We start from the raw sequence: 14,092 nt of genomic DNA, 5'->3' as shown, positions 1-14,092 counted from the left end.
ACTCAACCGCTAGGTTATCTGCGATTTGGTAACCGCCGAACACGCCGTAGTTTACAGAGTTACGGTTAATACCGAAAAGCTCTGCTTCTCCGTTGAAACCTTCTGAGAAACCTGAACCATAACGTGCGTCATCTGCGTATTTAGAGTTGAATTGTTTCACCCCACCGTGAACGGTTGTCCAACCCGCTTTTGCACCCGCATAAAAAGTGTTTGCTTGTGGTGCTGCTTGTGTCGCAGTTGCTAAGGCTAAACCAGATACTGCTAATGCAATTACAGATTTTTTCATTTTGATGATCCTCTAAATTTATTGTCATCGAAAGTTAAATATATTGCTCAATACTCCGGTTAAAAAGAAAGTATTGAAACTCTTAATTTATTCCTTATTCTAAAATAGAATAAACAGAGTACCTTATATTATTCTACCTAAAAAAGATAAAAACACAAGGCAACCTTTTGAAAATAAGTTTGTCGATATAGAACGCTCTTATTATTTTCCTTCCTGCACTTTAATGAAGTAAGCAATAAGAACTTAACTATTATGTTGGCTCATTACCTAAAAATCAACGCTCTATTTCGTTTTTTATGTAATAATTTGCAAAGAAACTTTTTCAGTTTGTCCTTTTTTCTTTAATTTTTGTCAATTCTACGGCTATTTCTAATCGGCTCAAAACTTGCTAATATCCGCACTATTCCTATTTTATTTTAAATATAAAAATGATCCCTCGATTAGCAAACACGCCCGATCTTAACCCGACTGTTGCCGACTATTTAACGGCACTCAAAAACCAACATTTCAGCGGTGATATTGCCTCAAGCTATGCCGATCGCCTGTCGCTTGCCACAGACAATAGTGTCTATCAACAAATGCCGCAAGCGATTTTATTTCCCAAATCCGTTGCCGATGTCATTATCCTGACCAAACTTGCCCAACGGGAAGCCTTTCAATCCCTCACATTTACCCCCCGTGGGGGGGGCACTGGCACAAACGGACAATCGCTTAATAACAATATTATTGTGGATCTCTCCCGCCATATGAACCACATTTTAGAGCTGAACGTGGCGGAACGCTGGGTAAGGGTGCAAGCCGGCGTGGTCAAAGATCAGCTTAACCAATTTCTCAAACCGCACGGGCTGTTTTTTTCACCGGAACTCTCCACCAGCAACCGCGCGACTTTAGGCGGAATGATCAACACCGATGCCTCGGGGCAAGGCTCGCTTAAATACGGCAAAACGTCCGATCATATTCTTGCCCTCAAATCCGTGCTGATTAATGGCGAAGTGCTTGACACCCAAGCGGTCGATTGCGATGATTTTTCTGCAAATCTTGATGCACTCAATTTGCCGAGCCGAGCCAAACAATTACACCAAACTATTTTCGATCGTTGCCGAACATTGCGACCGACCGTACTCACCTCATTGCCGCAGCTCAACCGTTTTCTGACCGGTTACGATCTGAAAAATGTGTTCAATGAGGCGGAAACCCAGTTCAATCTCAGCCGTATATTGACCGGCTCGGAAGGCTCACTCGCCTTTATCTGTGAAGCAAAGCTCAACTTACTGCCTATTCCACAGCAGCGCACCTTGATTAACGTTAAATACCGCTCATTTGATGCCGCTTTGCGTGCAGCGCCGATGATGCTGCAAGCCAACGCACTGTCCGTTGAAACGGTCGATTCCAAAGTGCTGAACCTCGCCAAACAGGACATCATCTGGCATTCCGTTTCCGATCTCTTAACCGAAGAAGCAGACGACCCGATTTTAGGGATTAACATTGTCGAATACGCCTCTAACGATCAAGCACTGAACGAGCGTCAAGTTGCCGATCTGTGCCGAACCCTCGATCAATGCATTGCCGAACGTGCAAGCGGTCTGATCGGCTATCAAATTTGCAACGATCCCGCCTCGATCGACAAAATCTATGCAATGCGCAAAAAAGCGGTCGGGTTGCTCGGTAACGCAAAAGGCTGGGCGAAGCCGATCGCCTTTGTGGAAGATACCTGCGTTCCGCCAGAACATCTTGCCGATTACATCGGCGAATTTCGCCAACTGTTAGATGAACACTGCTTGGAATACGGAATGTTCGGGCACGTTGATGCGGGTGTGCTACACGTTCGCCCCGCGTTAGATTTATGCGATCGTGAGCAAGTGCAGCGTTTCAAACAAATTTCCGACAGTGTGGTGGCGCTGACCGCCAAATATGGCGGCTTAATTTGGGGCGAGCACGGTAAAGGAATGCGCTCTGCTTACGGCGAGCAATTTTTTGGTGAAACCTTATGGCGTGAGCTACGCTATATCAAACAGCTTTTCGACCCGCAAAACCGCCTGAACCCCGGCAAAATTTGTACGCCGTTAGACAGCCAAGCCACCCTTTATCCGATTGACTCGCCGATGCGGGCGGATTTCGACCGCCAAATTCCGCTCACCGTACGGGAGGAATTTAAAGGGGCAATGAATTGCAACGGCAACGGCTTATGCTTTAATTTTGATGTGCATAGCACAATGTGTCCGTCAATGAAAGTGAGCGGCAACCGCCTCTTTTCCCCGAAAGGACGGGCCACCTTAATCCGAGAGTGGCTGCGGTTACTGGCGGCGGAAAACGTTTCACCGCACGCCTTAATTTTCGACAGTCGTCAAAATAGCCCGAAATTGGTCGATTTAGCCGCTAAAATACGCAATCAGTGGCGAAAATCCAAAGATTATGATTTTTCCCACGAGGTCAAAGTGGCGATGGATACCTGCTTGGCGTGCAAAGCCTGTGCCAGTCAGTGTCCGATCAAAATTGACGTGCCGACTTTCCGCTCGCAATTTAATGCGCTCTATCACCAACGCTATTTACGCCCGCTGAAAGATTATGTGGTCGCTAACTTAGAGTTTTTTGCGCCGCTGATGGCAAAACAGCCTCGTTTTTTCAACTTTTTCAGTGCGAATCGTTGGGCGGAAAAAGTGGCGGCGCATACCATCGGTATGGTCGATCTGCCCGCCCTCTCCAGCCCGAACTTGAACGCACAGCTCCGACAAATCGGCTACCGCCACGAAACCCTCGAAAGCCTTGAACAGCAAGCGGCAAGCGGTCAGTTGCAAGAGCAAATCAGCAATTATCTGTTCGTGGTGCAAGATCCGTTTACCTCTTATTATGATGCCAAGGTGGTCGCCGATTTTGTCCGTTTATGCCAGCAGCTCGGCTTTAAGCCGATTGTGCTGCCGTTTAAGCCAAGCGGTAAAGCTCAGCATATCAAAGGCTTTTTGCAACAGTTTGCCCGTACCGCACAAAATCAGGCGGATTTTCTCAACCGTGTGGCGAAATTGGGGATCGCAATGGTCGGGGTCGATCCGGCGCTCACTCTGCTTTATCGGGACGAGTACACCCACTTGCTCAAAGAGCAGCGCGGCACATTTCAGGTACAACTGGCGCACGAATGGCTACTCAGCCAATTAGATGCCGGCACATTGGCGGATTGCAAAAAAACGCGGAATACCGACCGCTTGCCGTGGCATCTGTTTGCCCACTGTACCGAATCAACCGCCCTGCCGAGTAGCCCGTCTGCGTGGCAAAAAATCTTCGCCCATTTTGGCGAAAAACTGGTGAATGAAAATGTCGGCTGCTGCGGAATGGCGGGGACATTTGGGCACGAAACCCAGCATATTGCGATGTCAAAAGCGATTTATGCGCAATCGTGGCAGCACAAACTGGCAAACAAGCCCCTCGAACGCTGTTTGGCGACCGGCTATTCCTGCCGCAGCCAAGTTAAACGAATGGCGCATCGTGTGCTTAAACACCCGCTCCAAGCCTTACTCACGATCGTGGAAAATACGCAATGATTTGGAAAAAAAACCTCTCTCTTGACGCGCTGAACCAACTTTGCCAAGGCTCTGCCGTCTCTCATTTAGGCATTACGTTTTGCGAGATCAATGGGCAAACGCTAACCGCTCGGCTCACTGTCGATCAACGCACAGTCCAGCCCTTCGGCTTGCTACACGGCGGTATTTCGGCGACCTTAGCAGAAACGGTCGCCTCTGCCGCCGCTCTACTGTGTTGTGAGGAAGATCAAGTGCCGGTCGGCACGGAATTGAACATCAGCCATTTAAAAGCGGTGAAACAAGGTTTTGTCGCCGGCTGTGCCACGCCGCTTCATTTAGGCAAAGATAGCCAAGTGTGGCAGGTGGAAATAACAGACGAGCGGCAACGGCTCTGTGCGGTCGCTCGTCTAACCGTGCGGCTATTAAATAAAATAAACGCCTAGAGACAAGATTAGACTAGGCGCAAAATGGTGCGGACAAGAGATCAAAGCCGCTATCTCAATATTATTATCGGAAAACAGATGGTAAGGGGATTTAATAGCGGATATCTTAGCCTAATAAGCAAAACCCTATGCCAATCATTTTGCAAGAAATCGCTATTAACCCACCGCTTGCCTTAACGTAAAGTTTGATATTCCGCCTCGTTAAAGCCAAGCAAAACCTGATCATTTTTAATCACAATCGGGCGTTTAATCAAGGTCGGCTGCTCGATCAGAACCTCTAATGCTCGTTCTTTGGTGAGATGATTTTTTACCTCGTCTGCCAGTCCACGCCAAGTGGTGCTACGTTTATTCACTAAGTTTTCCCAGCCGAGTTTATCCGCCATTTCTGCCAACCAAACCGGATCTAAGCCGTCTGTACGATAATCGTGTAACTGTGGGTCAAGCCCTTGCGCCGCCAGCCATTTCATTGCTTTTTTAACCGTATCGCAATTTTTTATGCCATAAACTTTAACCATTCTCTCTCCTTAATATGTTGTTTAATAAGCTAATTTTGAGCGGATTAACGCCACCATCGCCTGTAATGCGGAGGTAGGGGCTGGCTGTTGGTTCATAAACCAGCGGAACAGCTCCGGATCAGGATAGCCAAGCATTTCTACAAAAGTATGCTGCTCGGTTTCGCTCAATTCATCAAAATAACCTTGATAAAAGGGCATTATCAGTTTGTCCAGCTCACGCATTCCCCGCCGACATTCCCACTCAATTTTAAACCGGTTCATTAGGCTACCTCCGTAATTCGCAGCTCTTTCGGGACTTCAAAAACGGTATTTTCTTCACAGCCTTCCAACTCGCTCACCGTTTCTACCCCAAGGGTTTTCAGCCGTTCGACCACCGATTGTACCAACACTTCCGGTGCAGACGCACCGGCGGTAATACCGATGGTCTTCACCCCCACTAACCAATGCGGATCAATATCCTGCGGCCCGTCAATCAATTTTGCCGGCACGCCCATTCTGGAGGCTAATTCTGCCAAGCGGTTAGAATTTGAGGAATTTTTAGAACCGACCACCAGTACCAGTTGCGATTGCTTTGCCAGTTCCCGCACCGCTTGCTGACGGTTAGTGGTGGCGTAGCAAATATCGTTTTTACGAGGACCTTGAATGGCGGGATATTTGCGTTTTAATGCCTCGATCACACCGCTTGTATCGTCAATTGAGAGCGTAGTTTGAGTCATAAAGGTCAGATCTTGATCGGCTTTGAGGTTTAATTTGGCAATATCTTCTACGTCTTCCACCAAAAAAATGCCGCCTTCGGGGTTGTCGTACTGCCCCATTGTGCCGACCACTTCAGGGTGTCCCTCGTGGCCGATTAAAATCGCCTGCGTCCCTTTCCGACTAGCACGGGCAACCTGCATATGCACTTTCGTTACCAACGGGCAGGTCGCATCAAACACTTTTAACGCCCGCTGCTTCGCCTCTTGACGCACTGCTTGCGACACGCCGTGGGCGGAGAAAATCACGATTGCACCGTCCGGTACTTCGTCCAACTCCTCGACAAAAATTGCCCCCTTAGCTTTTAAGCCGTCCACGACAAAGCGGTTATGCACCACTTCGTGCCGCACATAAATTGGTGCACCGTGGATTTCCAACGCCAATTCGACAATCGAAATTGCCCGATCCACGCCGGCACAAAAGCCCCTAGGGTTTGCTAAAATAATGTTCATTGTTCACTCTTTTTCTTTTGGCGGCTGTCTAAAATCGATTCAAGAATGAGCAGCCCCGCCCCCACACAAATGGCAATATCCGCCACGTTAAACACGGGATAGTGATACTGATCCCAATAAAAATGCAAAAAATCCACCACGTAGTCGTGATAGGCACGGTCAATCGCATTGCCCAACGCCCCGCCGATAATTAACCCATAGGCACTATTTTGCAGTTTTTGCGAGGCGTTATTTTTAAATAACATCACCACTAACGCCAGCGAAATCACCACCGCCAAGCCCAAGAAAACATATTTCTGCCAGCCGGAATGTTCGGCGAGAAAGCTGAACGCCGCCCCGTAATTGCGGGCATAGGTGAGGTTAAAAATCGGCAAAATGTTGATACTTTCGCCCAGCTCAAAGCGTTGAACCACGATATATTTACTGAATAAATCGGCGGCAATAGTTACCAAACTCAACCATAACCACACCAAACCTGTTTTTTTCATTTTCGTTCCTTAAATTGCGTCTTCGTTTTCTTCGCCTGTGCGAATGCGGATCGCACGCTCAACCTCGTAAACGAAAATTTTGCCGTCGCCGATTTTGCCCGTTTGGGCGGTGTCAATAATCGCTTCAATGCAATCGTCCACCTGTTCATCGGTAACAATGATTTCTAACTTCACTTTTGGCAGAAAATCAATCGCATATTCCGCCCCACGATAGAGTTCCGTATGCCCTTTTTGACGCCCGAAGCCTTTCACTTCGGTAACGGTCATTCCCATAATGCCGACATCGGTCAGAGCTTCTCGCACATCGTCTAATTTAAAGGGCTTAATAATGGCTTCAATTTTTTTCATTTTATCTCCTCTTTTCGTGCCGATTTCGGTCTGAAACTTTCGCAAATTTCGGGGTGGGTTTCAATATAAATGTCGCTTAACAGTTGTAGGCAATAGGGTACGGCACTGAAAATGCCTCGTACCAACACTTTGCCTTGTTCGTCTTTTACTCCTTCCAGCGTTTCCTTAATCGCTTTCGGTTGCCCCGGCAAATTTAAAATTAAGGATTGACGGCGGATAACGCCGACTTGGCGGGATAAAATCGCGGTCGGCACAAAATGCAGGCTCACCTGCCGCATCTGTTCGCCGAAACCAGGCATTTCCCGATCGGCAACCGCTAAGGTGGCATCGGGGGTAACGTCCCGTTTTGCCGGCCCTGTACCGCCGGTAGTCAGCACTAAATGACAACATTGTTGATCGACCAGCTCAATCAGCGTCTGTTCGATGACGGTTTGTTCATCGGGAATTAAACGGCTCTGCACGTCAAAGGGGTCAATCAGGGCGGCACTCAACCAGCTTTGCAACGCCGGAATGCCTTGATCGGTGTAAACGCCTTGAGAGGCGCGATCGGAAATCGACACTAAACCGATTTTGAGCCTCTCTTGAGTTAAACAAGCGGTCATTTTCTCTCACTTTTTTGCAAAATTATGAGCAACTATTTTAATGTAGTAGGCGGTTTTTCTAAAGTTTTAATCTTAAAGAAGAAGTAATAATATTGAAAAATGATCACCAGTATCAGGCAAATTTTGCCCCAAATATTCGGCAGGGTCAGCAATGCGAACAGGCAAAACGGCGCGGAAAACGCCAAAATACTGATTTTTTGTTTCAGCGTCATCGCTCGGTTACGATCGTAATCTTTTAAATATCGATCATACAATTTGGTTTGCATAAACCAGTTTTTGATGCGTTCGGAGCTTTTACCGAAACAGTAAAGCGCCAGCAACAAAAAAGGGGTGGTCGGCAACCCCGGCACAACCACACCTATTACACCTAATGCAATAAAGAGAAAGCCAAACAGAATATAGAGAATTTTCATTGATTGAATTGAGAATAAATCGCAAAATCAAATGATAACGGATTAGGCTATTTTTTCAATCTATCTGTTTAATAGTCGGCTATTAAGCAATTTTCACCGCTTGATAATGGCTTTTCGGCGCTAAAATCACCTCTCTGGCGGCAATCGTTTGCAGCTCGTAACGCCCGCTTTGGTGGGTAATTTCCATTACATCATTGACAGCGTTGGCGGTATGCTCAAAGGCGTCAATATCGGATTTGCCGTTTAGCACATTTGCCAAGAAGATCCCTGCCGTTAAGTCGCCTACGCCCACCGGTTCTTTCGGGAAAGCGTGCAGCGGGCGGCTGATATGCCAAATGCCATCCTCGTTTGCCAGCAACATTTCAAACTGATCGGCATTTTTACCCACACGGCTTAAATGTTTCACAAGCACTTTTTTCGGGCCTTTAGTTAAAAGCACTTTCACTGCCTCGATTGCTTGCTCGAAATTTTCCACCGCCAAGCCACTCAACTCACGCAATTCGACTAAATTCGGTGTGATAATATCCGCTTTCGCCATCGCAAGATTGATTAAGCCCTCTTTAACGCCGTCCGCCACGATGCAGCCTTTATCGGGGTGTCCCATTACCGGATCGCACAAATAAACAGCTTTCGGATTACGGGCTTTGACCTGCTCAAAGGCTTTCACAATCTCTGCGACCTGCTCCGCCGAGCCGATATAGCCGGAAAGTACCGCATCACACTCGGCTAAGGCGTTGATCTCATCAATCCCCCGCACAATTTCGCCGATTTGCTCTTTTGGAATCACCATTCCCGTCCACTTACCGTACTGGGTATGGTTAGAAAACTGCACCGTGTTCAATGCCCAAACGTCCACCCCTAAAAGTTGCATCGGGAAGGTTGCCGATTTATTGCCGGCATAGCCGTACACAACGTGAGACTGAATAGAAAGAATATGTTTCATTGTGTTCTTTATCCTCAAAATATGTTGGATTATTCAACATTTATACGCTTATTAAGTGATTTTCCGGCAAAAAATATTGCAAAACACCGAAAAATAATTAGAATACACCCCGTTTTTCAAGATACCCTTCTTTGCCGACTTAGCTCAGTAGGTAGAGCAACTGACTTGTAATCAGTAGGTCACCAGTTCGATTCCGGTAGTCGGCACCATTTTTCCTCTTTATATTCCAATCGTAAGTACACAAGCACTCGGATAGCTGATCTTTTCTGCACATAAAAAACGGCAAGATTTGCAAATTATTGCGTCAATCTTACCGCTTCTTCGGCTAAACGTAACCGTAGCTCATTAAACGTTGGTAACGGCGATCTGTAAGAGCCGCTTCATCAAGCGGAGCGAGATCCGCCAAATCGTCTAATAAACGTTGTTTCAAATTCGCTGCCATTTGCTCAAAATCACGGTGTGCGCCGCCCAAAGGTTCAGGTACGATATTGTCGATCAACCCTAACTCTTTCAGGCGTGGAGCGGTCAGCCCCATCACTTCAGCTGCGGCAGAGGCTTTTTCAGCACTTTTCCATAAAATCGAAGCACAGCCTTCCGGCGAGATCACCGAATAAGTACTGTACTGCAACATATTGATTTTGTCGCCAACCCCGATGGCTAATGCACCGCCCGATCCGCCTTCGCCTATGACGGTACAAATTACCGGCACTTTGAGGGTGGACATTTCACGCAAATTGCGAGCGATCGCTTCCGATTGTCCCCGCTCTTCCGCCCCAATACCCGGATATGCCCCTGGTGTATCAATAAAGGTGATGATTGGCAATTTAAAGCGATCCGCCATCTGCATTAAACGCAAGGCTTTACGGTAACCTTCCGGCGCAGGCATTCCAAAATTACGTTTCACTTTGTCTTTAACACTACGCCCTTTCTGATGCCCAATCACCATCACCGGCTGCCCGTCCAAACGCGCAATACCGCCGATAATCGCTTTATCATCGGCAAAGGCACGATCGCCCGCCAGCTCGTCAAATTCGGTGAAGATCCGCTCAATATAATCTAGGGTATAAGGGCGGCTTGGGTGGCGTGCCATACGGGAAATTTGCCACGCATCTAAATCTGAAAAGGTTTTCTTGGTTAATTCTTCGCTTTTCTTTTGCAGACGGGCAATCTCATCGTCAAGGTTGATTCTGTTATCATTGCCCACCGCAGAACGCAACGCCTCGATTTTGGCTTCTAGCTCGGCAATCGGCAATTCAAAATCCAAATATTCTGTACTCATCACTTTTCCTTCTTGTTGAGAAAAAATCCGCCGTATTCTATCAGTGAATGGTGAAAAGCGGTGAGATTTCTGCAATTTTTTGCAAATTTTCGTCCAGATCCGACCGCTTGGCAAGGCAATATGACTTGGCGACACGCCCTTTTCACTAAACCCAAAATGTGAGGCAGATCACAAATTTTAATGTTCGCTTAATCAAGCTCTTGAGAATTTTTGGGGAAAGCCTATGATCGCACCGTTCGTCATTCTTAATTCAGTATAGGTGAGCCGAAGCGATCTCGCTCAAACGGCTCGCCTGTCTGTTCTTATCAAAACATCGGATTATCTTTTACTATCAGTAGGTTAAGGAGTAAAAATGACTATTCGCTACGGCGTGGTCGGCGTCGGTTATTTCGGCGCTGATCTCGCCCGCATTATGAACCAACAAAACGATGCACAAGTAACAATGGTTTACGACCCTGAACACGGTAACACGATTGCCGCCGAATTGGGTTGCACCGCTGCCGCGAGTTTACTTGAATTAGTGAGCGATCCGCATATTGACTGCGTGATCGTTGCCTCGCCAAATTATCTGCACAAAGAACCGGTGATCCTCGCCGCCCAACATAAAAAGCACGTTTTCTGCGAAAAACCGATCGCCATTAACTATGCCGATTGTGATGAAATGGTCAAAGCCTGTGAAGCAAACGGCGTTACCTTTATGGCTGGGCATATAATGAATTTCTTCAATGGGGTGCAACACGCCAAAACGCTAATCAATCAAGGGGTTATCGGCAAAGTGCTATATTGCCATACCGCTCGCAACGGCTGGGAAGATGTTCAACCAAACGTCTCTTGGAAAAAAATGCGGGCGAAATCGGGCGGGCATTTGTATCACCATATTCACGAATTGGACTGCGTACAATTTTTAATGGGCGGCATACCTAAAACGGTTACAATGACTGCCGGCAATGTCGCTCATCAAAGCCCTCAATTTGGCGATGAAGACGATATGCTGTTTGTGAATATGGAATATGCGGACGGGCGTTTCGCCTTGTTAGAATGGGGCTCGGCATTTCAGTGGGGCGAACATTATGTGCTGATTCAAGGCGAAAAGGGGGCGATTAAGCTCGATCTGTATCACTGTCAAGGCACATTACGGCTGGACGGGCAAGACAGTCATTTTCTTATTCACGAAAGCCAAGCGGAAGATGACGACCGCAGACGTATTTATACCGCCAAGCAAAAAGATGCCGCCATTCAATATGGTAAACCGGGGCAAACCACGCCGTTATGGCTAAATGCGGTAATGCATAAAGAGATGAAATACCTCAATGACCTGCTACACGGTATGCCGCCAACCGCTGAATTTCTGCCGCTATTAACCGGTGAAGCCGCCCGTGCAGCGATTGCAACCGCCGATGCCTGCACCCTGTCCCGCAATCAAAACCGCAAAGTCGAGTTAAGCGAAATTATCGGTTAATTTACACAACATTGTCGAAAACTGACCGCTTGCAAGCGGTCGGTTACGTTGTTTTATTGGCAAAAACCTCAAAAATTGAGGTAGAAATCTTGGGTGAGGCGTTTAAATTGATCGGTGTATTGATTATCCTGCCGATAAATTACCAAGATCTTCCGGATAAGCCATTGATAAATAAAGGAAAAACTCACCACCGCACGTTTTGGCGGTTTATTGATTTTGGTTTGAATTTGCCAATATTCTACGCAATGTAAACCGAGGGTTTGGGCGGGTTCAATCAATTTTTCCGCAGCGTCAATCGGCAAAATAAGGCTGATTTTACCGGCAGGTGCAAGCCAATTTTTCGCTTTTTTCAGCCAATCAAAATGGCTGGTCATCGCTAAGCGGGCAAGATCTCGCTGGTGATCACGGCTTGCCGGGCTGTGTTCAAAATAGGGCGGGTTGGAGACAATCAGATCAAAACAAGGTGCAAAATCCAGTGTCATCACATCGCCCTGTACAATGTGAAGCCGTTTATACCACGGGCTGTTTTGTGCATTGGCATAAGCCTGCGCCGCGGCGGCTGTCTCCAGCTCAACCGCCGTGATTTGCACCGTGCAAGCGGTGCGTTGTGCCAACATTATTGCAATCAATCCCGTGCCTGTGCCGAGGTCGAGAATCCGCTGCGCTTTGTCAATATCTGCCAATGCGCCTAGCACGATGCCGTCCGTATTCACTTTCATTGCACAACGATCGTGAGCAATAAAAAAGCGTTTAAATTGAAAGCCTTGCGATCCGGACATCGCTATTTTCTCAATTTCACCGTTTCGATGGCATGATCTTCCCCCTTCACCAAAATGAGATTTGCCCGCTCTCTGCTCGGTAAAATATTTTCCCGTAAATTCAAGCCGTTAATTTCATCCCAAATACTGGAGGCTGTGGCAATCGCCTCAGCTTCCGATAAGGTTGAATAATGGTGAAAGTAAGAATTCGGATCAGAAAATGCGCCGCGGCGGAATTTCAAGAAACGGTGGATATACCATTTTTTCAGGAGTGCTTCGTCCGCATCGACATAAACGGAAAAATCCACAAAATCCGACACAAACACATTATGCGGGCTGGCGGGGTAGTTCATTCCCGTTTGCAAGACGTTTAAGCCTTCCAAAATCACAATATCCGGTTGATCGACCACGTTAAATTGATCGGGAATAATGTCGTAGGTTAAATGCGAGTAAATCGGTGCTTTCACCTCCCGTTTGCCCGATTTAATGTCCGACACAAACGCAATCAGGCGGTGAATATCGTAAGAAGCGGGAAACCCTTTCTTTTGGAGCAGATTTTTCTCTTTTAATACGTCCAGCGGGTAAAGAAAACCGTCTGTGGTAATTAAATCGACCTTCCGTTCGTGCGGCCATTGAGAAAGCAAGGCTTGAATAATACGAGCGGAGGTACTTTTCCCGACCGATACACTGCCGGCAATGCTGATAATGTAAGGCACTTTCGGCGAGGCAACATCTAAGAATTTATGCAAAACCTGCTGCCGTTTGAGATTTTCATCAATGTAATAGTTGATTAAGCGGGCGAGAGGCAGATAAATGGTGCTAACTTCATCTAATGACAACTCTTCGTTAAAACCAAGTAGCGGTTTGAGGTCTTGTTCGGTTAATTTGAGCGGGACGGATTTACGCAATGCCGCCCATTGCTGACGGTCAAAGGTTAAAAAGGGGCTGATTTTGGTATTTTTTTGCAGGCTCATAGCCAATTCTCTTCTATTTTTGTCTGTTATTTTCATTTTGAGCAGCATTTAGCTTGCTAAATATACAATAGAAACTCAAGAAATGGGGCGTTTCTCTCTGTAAATGTTGCAAAAATACTTAAAAAGTCATCAGTTTGCATATTTTACAAGCGAAAGATCCGATTTTCTAAATTTTTAGAAAAAAATACTTGCAAGGTTTTCGGAAATCCCTATAATGCGCATCACTTGCTTACGACAACGCAACGCCGACTTAGCTCAGTAGGTAGAGCAACTGACTTGTAATCAGTAGGTCACCAGTTCGATTCCGGTAGTCGGCACCATTCACTGCGCAGTGTAAATAAGTATTCAATTAGTGTGGAGGGATTCCCGAGCGGCCAAAGGGGGCAGACTGTAAATCTGTTGGCTCAGCCTTCGAAGGTTCGAATCCTTCTCCCTCCACCATTTCTTAATTGAATCTTGGGACAGACGAATTTAGAACAGCGGGCATCGTATAATGGCTATTACCTTAGCCTTCCAAGCTAATGATGCGGGTTCGATTCCCGCTGCCCGCTCCAAGCGCTGATATAGCTCAGTTGGTAGAGCGCACCCTTGGTAAGGGTGAGGTCGGCGGTTCAAATCCGCCTATCAGCACCACTTCTATTCTATCTTCATCTCATCCTTAATTAAGTAATTGATTCTACATTTGGTTAATGTGGTAACGTACCATCGTAACCGTGTTTGTTTATTTAGAGGACTCTTAAAATGTCTAAAGAAAAATTTGAACGTACAAAACCGCACGTTAACGTGGGTACAATCGGCCACGTTGACCACGGTAAAACAACTTTAACAGCAGCAATCACGACTGTACTTGCAAAACACTTCGGTGGT

General features: G+C 46.8%; 15 protein-coding genes, 5 tRNA genes and 1 pseudogene. 9 read left to right on the top strand and 12 right to left on the bottom strand.

Features of this window, described 5'->3' with window-relative positions; translation table 11 throughout:
* Nucleotides 1–286: pseudogene (locus E4T80_RS11745) on the bottom strand (porin OmpA); the annotation flags it as partial.
* Between the two features lie 428 nt (nt 287–714).
* On the opposite strand from E4T80_RS11745, the gene ydiJ reads away from it, so the two are divergent.
* Nucleotides 715–3,819 (top strand): D-2-hydroxyglutarate dehydrogenase YdiJ, encoded by a 3,105-nt coding sequence (ydiJ, locus tag E4T80_RS11740; protein ID WP_135058596.1) that lies wholly within the window; start codon nt 715–717, stop codon nt 3,817–3,819.
* The gene (locus E4T80_RS11735) at nt 3,816–4,241 is read left to right on the top strand and encodes a hotdog fold thioesterase (protein WP_135058595.1); all 426 of its coding nucleotides are present in this window, start codon (nt 3,816–3,818) and stop codon (nt 4,239–4,241) included. The genes ydiJ and E4T80_RS11735 overlap by 4 nt, the downstream gene beginning before the upstream one ends.
* A gap of 173 nt (nt 4,242–4,414) precedes the next feature.
* On the opposite strand, the gene E4T80_RS11730 is transcribed toward E4T80_RS11735, so the two are convergent.
* The 8 genes from E4T80_RS11730 to pdxY form a co-directional block, all read right to left on the bottom strand.
* Nucleotides 4,415–4,756: an ArsC family reductase gene (locus E4T80_RS11730; protein ID WP_135058594.1), complete on the bottom strand. Its 342-nt coding sequence runs from the start codon at nt 4,754–4,756 to the stop codon at nt 4,415–4,417.
* A gap of 21 nt (nt 4,757–4,777) precedes the next feature.
* Nucleotides 4,778–5,017 (bottom strand): FAD assembly factor SdhE, encoded by a 240-nt coding sequence (locus tag E4T80_RS11725; RefSeq protein WP_135058593.1) that lies wholly within the window; start codon nt 5,015–5,017, stop codon nt 4,778–4,780.
* Nucleotides 5,017–5,961 (bottom strand): 4-hydroxy-3-methylbut-2-enyl diphosphate reductase, encoded by a 945-nt coding sequence (gene ispH, locus E4T80_RS11720; protein ID WP_135058592.1) that lies wholly within the window; start codon nt 5,959–5,961, stop codon nt 5,017–5,019. The genes E4T80_RS11725 and ispH overlap by 1 nt, the downstream gene beginning before the upstream one ends.
* Nucleotides 5,958–6,449: a signal peptidase II gene (lspA, locus tag E4T80_RS11715; protein WP_135058591.1), complete on the bottom strand. Its 492-nt coding sequence runs from the start codon at nt 6,447–6,449 to the stop codon at nt 5,958–5,960. Before lspA ends, ispH begins: the two co-directional genes overlap by 4 nt.
* A gap of 9 nt (nt 6,450–6,458) precedes the next feature.
* Nucleotides 6,459–6,797 (bottom strand): nitrogen regulatory protein P-II, encoded by a 339-nt coding sequence (glnB, locus tag E4T80_RS11710; protein WP_047975851.1) that lies wholly within the window; start codon nt 6,795–6,797, stop codon nt 6,459–6,461.
* On the bottom strand, nt 6,794–7,399 hold the full coding sequence (gene mog, locus E4T80_RS11705; protein ID WP_135058590.1) for a molybdopterin adenylyltransferase: 606 nt from the start codon (nt 7,397–7,399) through the stop codon (nt 6,794–6,796). The genes glnB and mog overlap by 4 nt, the downstream gene beginning before the upstream one ends.
* Nucleotides 7,400–7,431: 32 nt before the next feature.
* Complete coding sequence (locus E4T80_RS11700) at nt 7,432–7,812, bottom strand: YbaN family protein (protein ID WP_135058589.1); 381 nt, start codon at nt 7,810–7,812, stop codon at nt 7,432–7,434.
* Between the two features lie 82 nt (nt 7,813–7,894).
* A complete protein-coding gene (gene pdxY, locus E4T80_RS11695) occupies nt 7,895–8,755 on the bottom strand; it encodes a pyridoxal kinase PdxY (protein ID WP_135058588.1) in 861 nt (286 codons plus the stop codon).
* 133 nt (nt 8,756–8,888) lie between these two features.
* Between pdxY and E4T80_RS11690 the strand changes: the two genes are divergently transcribed.
* Nucleotides 8,889–8,964: transfer RNA gene (locus E4T80_RS11690), tRNA-Thr, on the top strand.
* A gap of 116 nt (nt 8,965–9,080) precedes the next feature.
* On the opposite strand, the gene accA is transcribed toward E4T80_RS11690, so the two are convergent.
* On the bottom strand, nt 9,081–10,034 hold the full coding sequence (gene accA, locus E4T80_RS11685; RefSeq protein WP_135058587.1) for an acetyl-CoA carboxylase carboxyl transferase subunit alpha: 954 nt from the start codon (nt 10,032–10,034) through the stop codon (nt 9,081–9,083).
* Nucleotides 10,035–10,386: 352 nt separating this feature from the next.
* Between accA and E4T80_RS11680 the strand changes: the two genes are divergently transcribed.
* Nucleotides 10,387–11,493, top strand: coding sequence for a Gfo/Idh/MocA family protein (locus E4T80_RS11680; protein WP_135058586.1), 1,107 nt, complete (start codon nt 10,387–10,389; stop codon nt 11,491–11,493).
* A gap of 68 nt (nt 11,494–11,561) precedes the next feature.
* Here E4T80_RS11680 and E4T80_RS11675 read toward each other — a convergent pair whose 3' ends face one another.
* Nucleotides 11,562–12,272: a tRNA1(Val) (adenine(37)-N6)-methyltransferase gene (locus tag E4T80_RS11675; RefSeq protein ID WP_135058585.1), complete on the bottom strand. Its 711-nt coding sequence runs from the start codon at nt 12,270–12,272 to the stop codon at nt 11,562–11,564.
* A gap of 2 nt (nt 12,273–12,274) precedes the next feature.
* Nucleotides 12,275–13,225, bottom strand: a complete 951-nt coding sequence (gene coaA, locus E4T80_RS11670) for a type I pantothenate kinase (protein ID WP_228064761.1) — start codon at nt 13,223–13,225, stop codon at nt 12,275–12,277.
* Nucleotides 13,226–13,469: 244 nt separating this feature from the next.
* On the opposite strand from coaA, the gene E4T80_RS11665 reads away from it, so the two are divergent.
* From E4T80_RS11665 to E4T80_RS11645, 5 genes are all read left to right on the top strand, one after another.
* Nucleotides 13,470–13,545, top strand: a tRNA-Thr gene (locus E4T80_RS11665).
* 36 nt (nt 13,546–13,581) lie between these two features.
* Nucleotides 13,582–13,666, top strand: a tRNA-Tyr gene (locus E4T80_RS11660).
* A gap of 38 nt (nt 13,667–13,704) precedes the next feature.
* Nucleotides 13,705–13,779: transfer RNA gene (locus E4T80_RS11655), tRNA-Gly, on the top strand.
* Between the two features lie 3 nt (nt 13,780–13,782).
* A tRNA-Thr gene (locus E4T80_RS11650) sits at nt 13,783–13,858 on the top strand.
* A 108-nt stretch (nt 13,859–13,966) separates the two neighbouring features.
* On the top strand, nt 13,967–14,092 hold a 126-nt coding region (locus tag E4T80_RS11645), incomplete at its 3' end, for a GTP-binding protein (protein ID WP_228074258.1).

The sequence above is a fragment of the Muribacter muris genome (genome assembly GCF_004569585.1).
Taxonomy (GTDB): domain Bacteria; phylum Pseudomonadota; class Gammaproteobacteria; order Enterobacterales; family Pasteurellaceae; genus Muribacter; species Muribacter muris.
The sequence above is the reverse complement of the archived record's forward strand: the minus strand, read 5'-3'. Positions and strand labels throughout refer to the sequence as shown.

Coding starts and splice junctions, on each gene's coding strand:
- lspA (WP_135058591.1), bottom strand. CDS start 6,449: ATGAAAAAAACAGGTTTGGTGTGGTTATGGTTGAGTTTGGTAACTATT.
- mog (WP_135058590.1), bottom strand. CDS start 7,399: ATGACCGCTTGTTTAACTCAAGAGAGGCTCAAAATCGGTTTAGTGTCG.
- E4T80_RS11735 (WP_135058595.1), top strand. CDS start 3,816: ATGATTTGGAAAAAAAACCTCTCTCTTGACGCGCTGAACCAACTTTGC.
- E4T80_RS11675 (WP_135058585.1), bottom strand. CDS start 12,272: ATGTCCGGATCGCAAGGCTTTCAATTTAAACGCTTTTTTATTGCTCAC.
- ydiJ (WP_135058596.1), top strand. CDS start 715: ATGATCCCTCGATTAGCAAACACGCCCGATCTTAACCCGACTGTTGCC.
- accA (WP_135058587.1), bottom strand. CDS start 10,034: ATGAGTACAGAATATTTGGATTTTGAATTGCCGATTGCCGAGCTAGAA.
- glnB (WP_047975851.1), bottom strand. CDS start 6,797: ATGAAAAAAATTGAAGCCATTATTAAGCCCTTTAAATTAGACGATGTG.
- E4T80_RS11730 (WP_135058594.1), bottom strand. CDS start 4,756: ATGGTTAAAGTTTATGGCATAAAAAATTGCGATACGGTTAAAAAAGCA.
- ispH (WP_135058592.1), bottom strand. CDS start 5,961: ATGAACATTATTTTAGCAAACCCTAGGGGCTTTTGTGCCGGCGTGGAT.
- E4T80_RS11725 (WP_135058593.1), bottom strand. CDS start 5,017: ATGAACCGGTTTAAAATTGAGTGGGAATGTCGGCGGGGAATGCGTGAG.
- pdxY (WP_135058588.1), bottom strand. CDS start 8,755: ATGAAACATATTCTTTCTATTCAGTCTCACGTTGTGTACGGCTATGCC.
- E4T80_RS11700 (WP_135058589.1), bottom strand. CDS start 7,812: ATGAAAATTCTCTATATTCTGTTTGGCTTTCTCTTTATTGCATTAGGT.
- E4T80_RS11680 (WP_135058586.1), top strand. CDS start 10,387: ATGACTATTCGCTACGGCGTGGTCGGCGTCGGTTATTTCGGCGCTGAT.
- coaA (WP_228064761.1), bottom strand. CDS start 13,225: ATGAGCCTGCAAAAAAATACCAAAATCAGCCCCTTTTTAACCTTTGAC.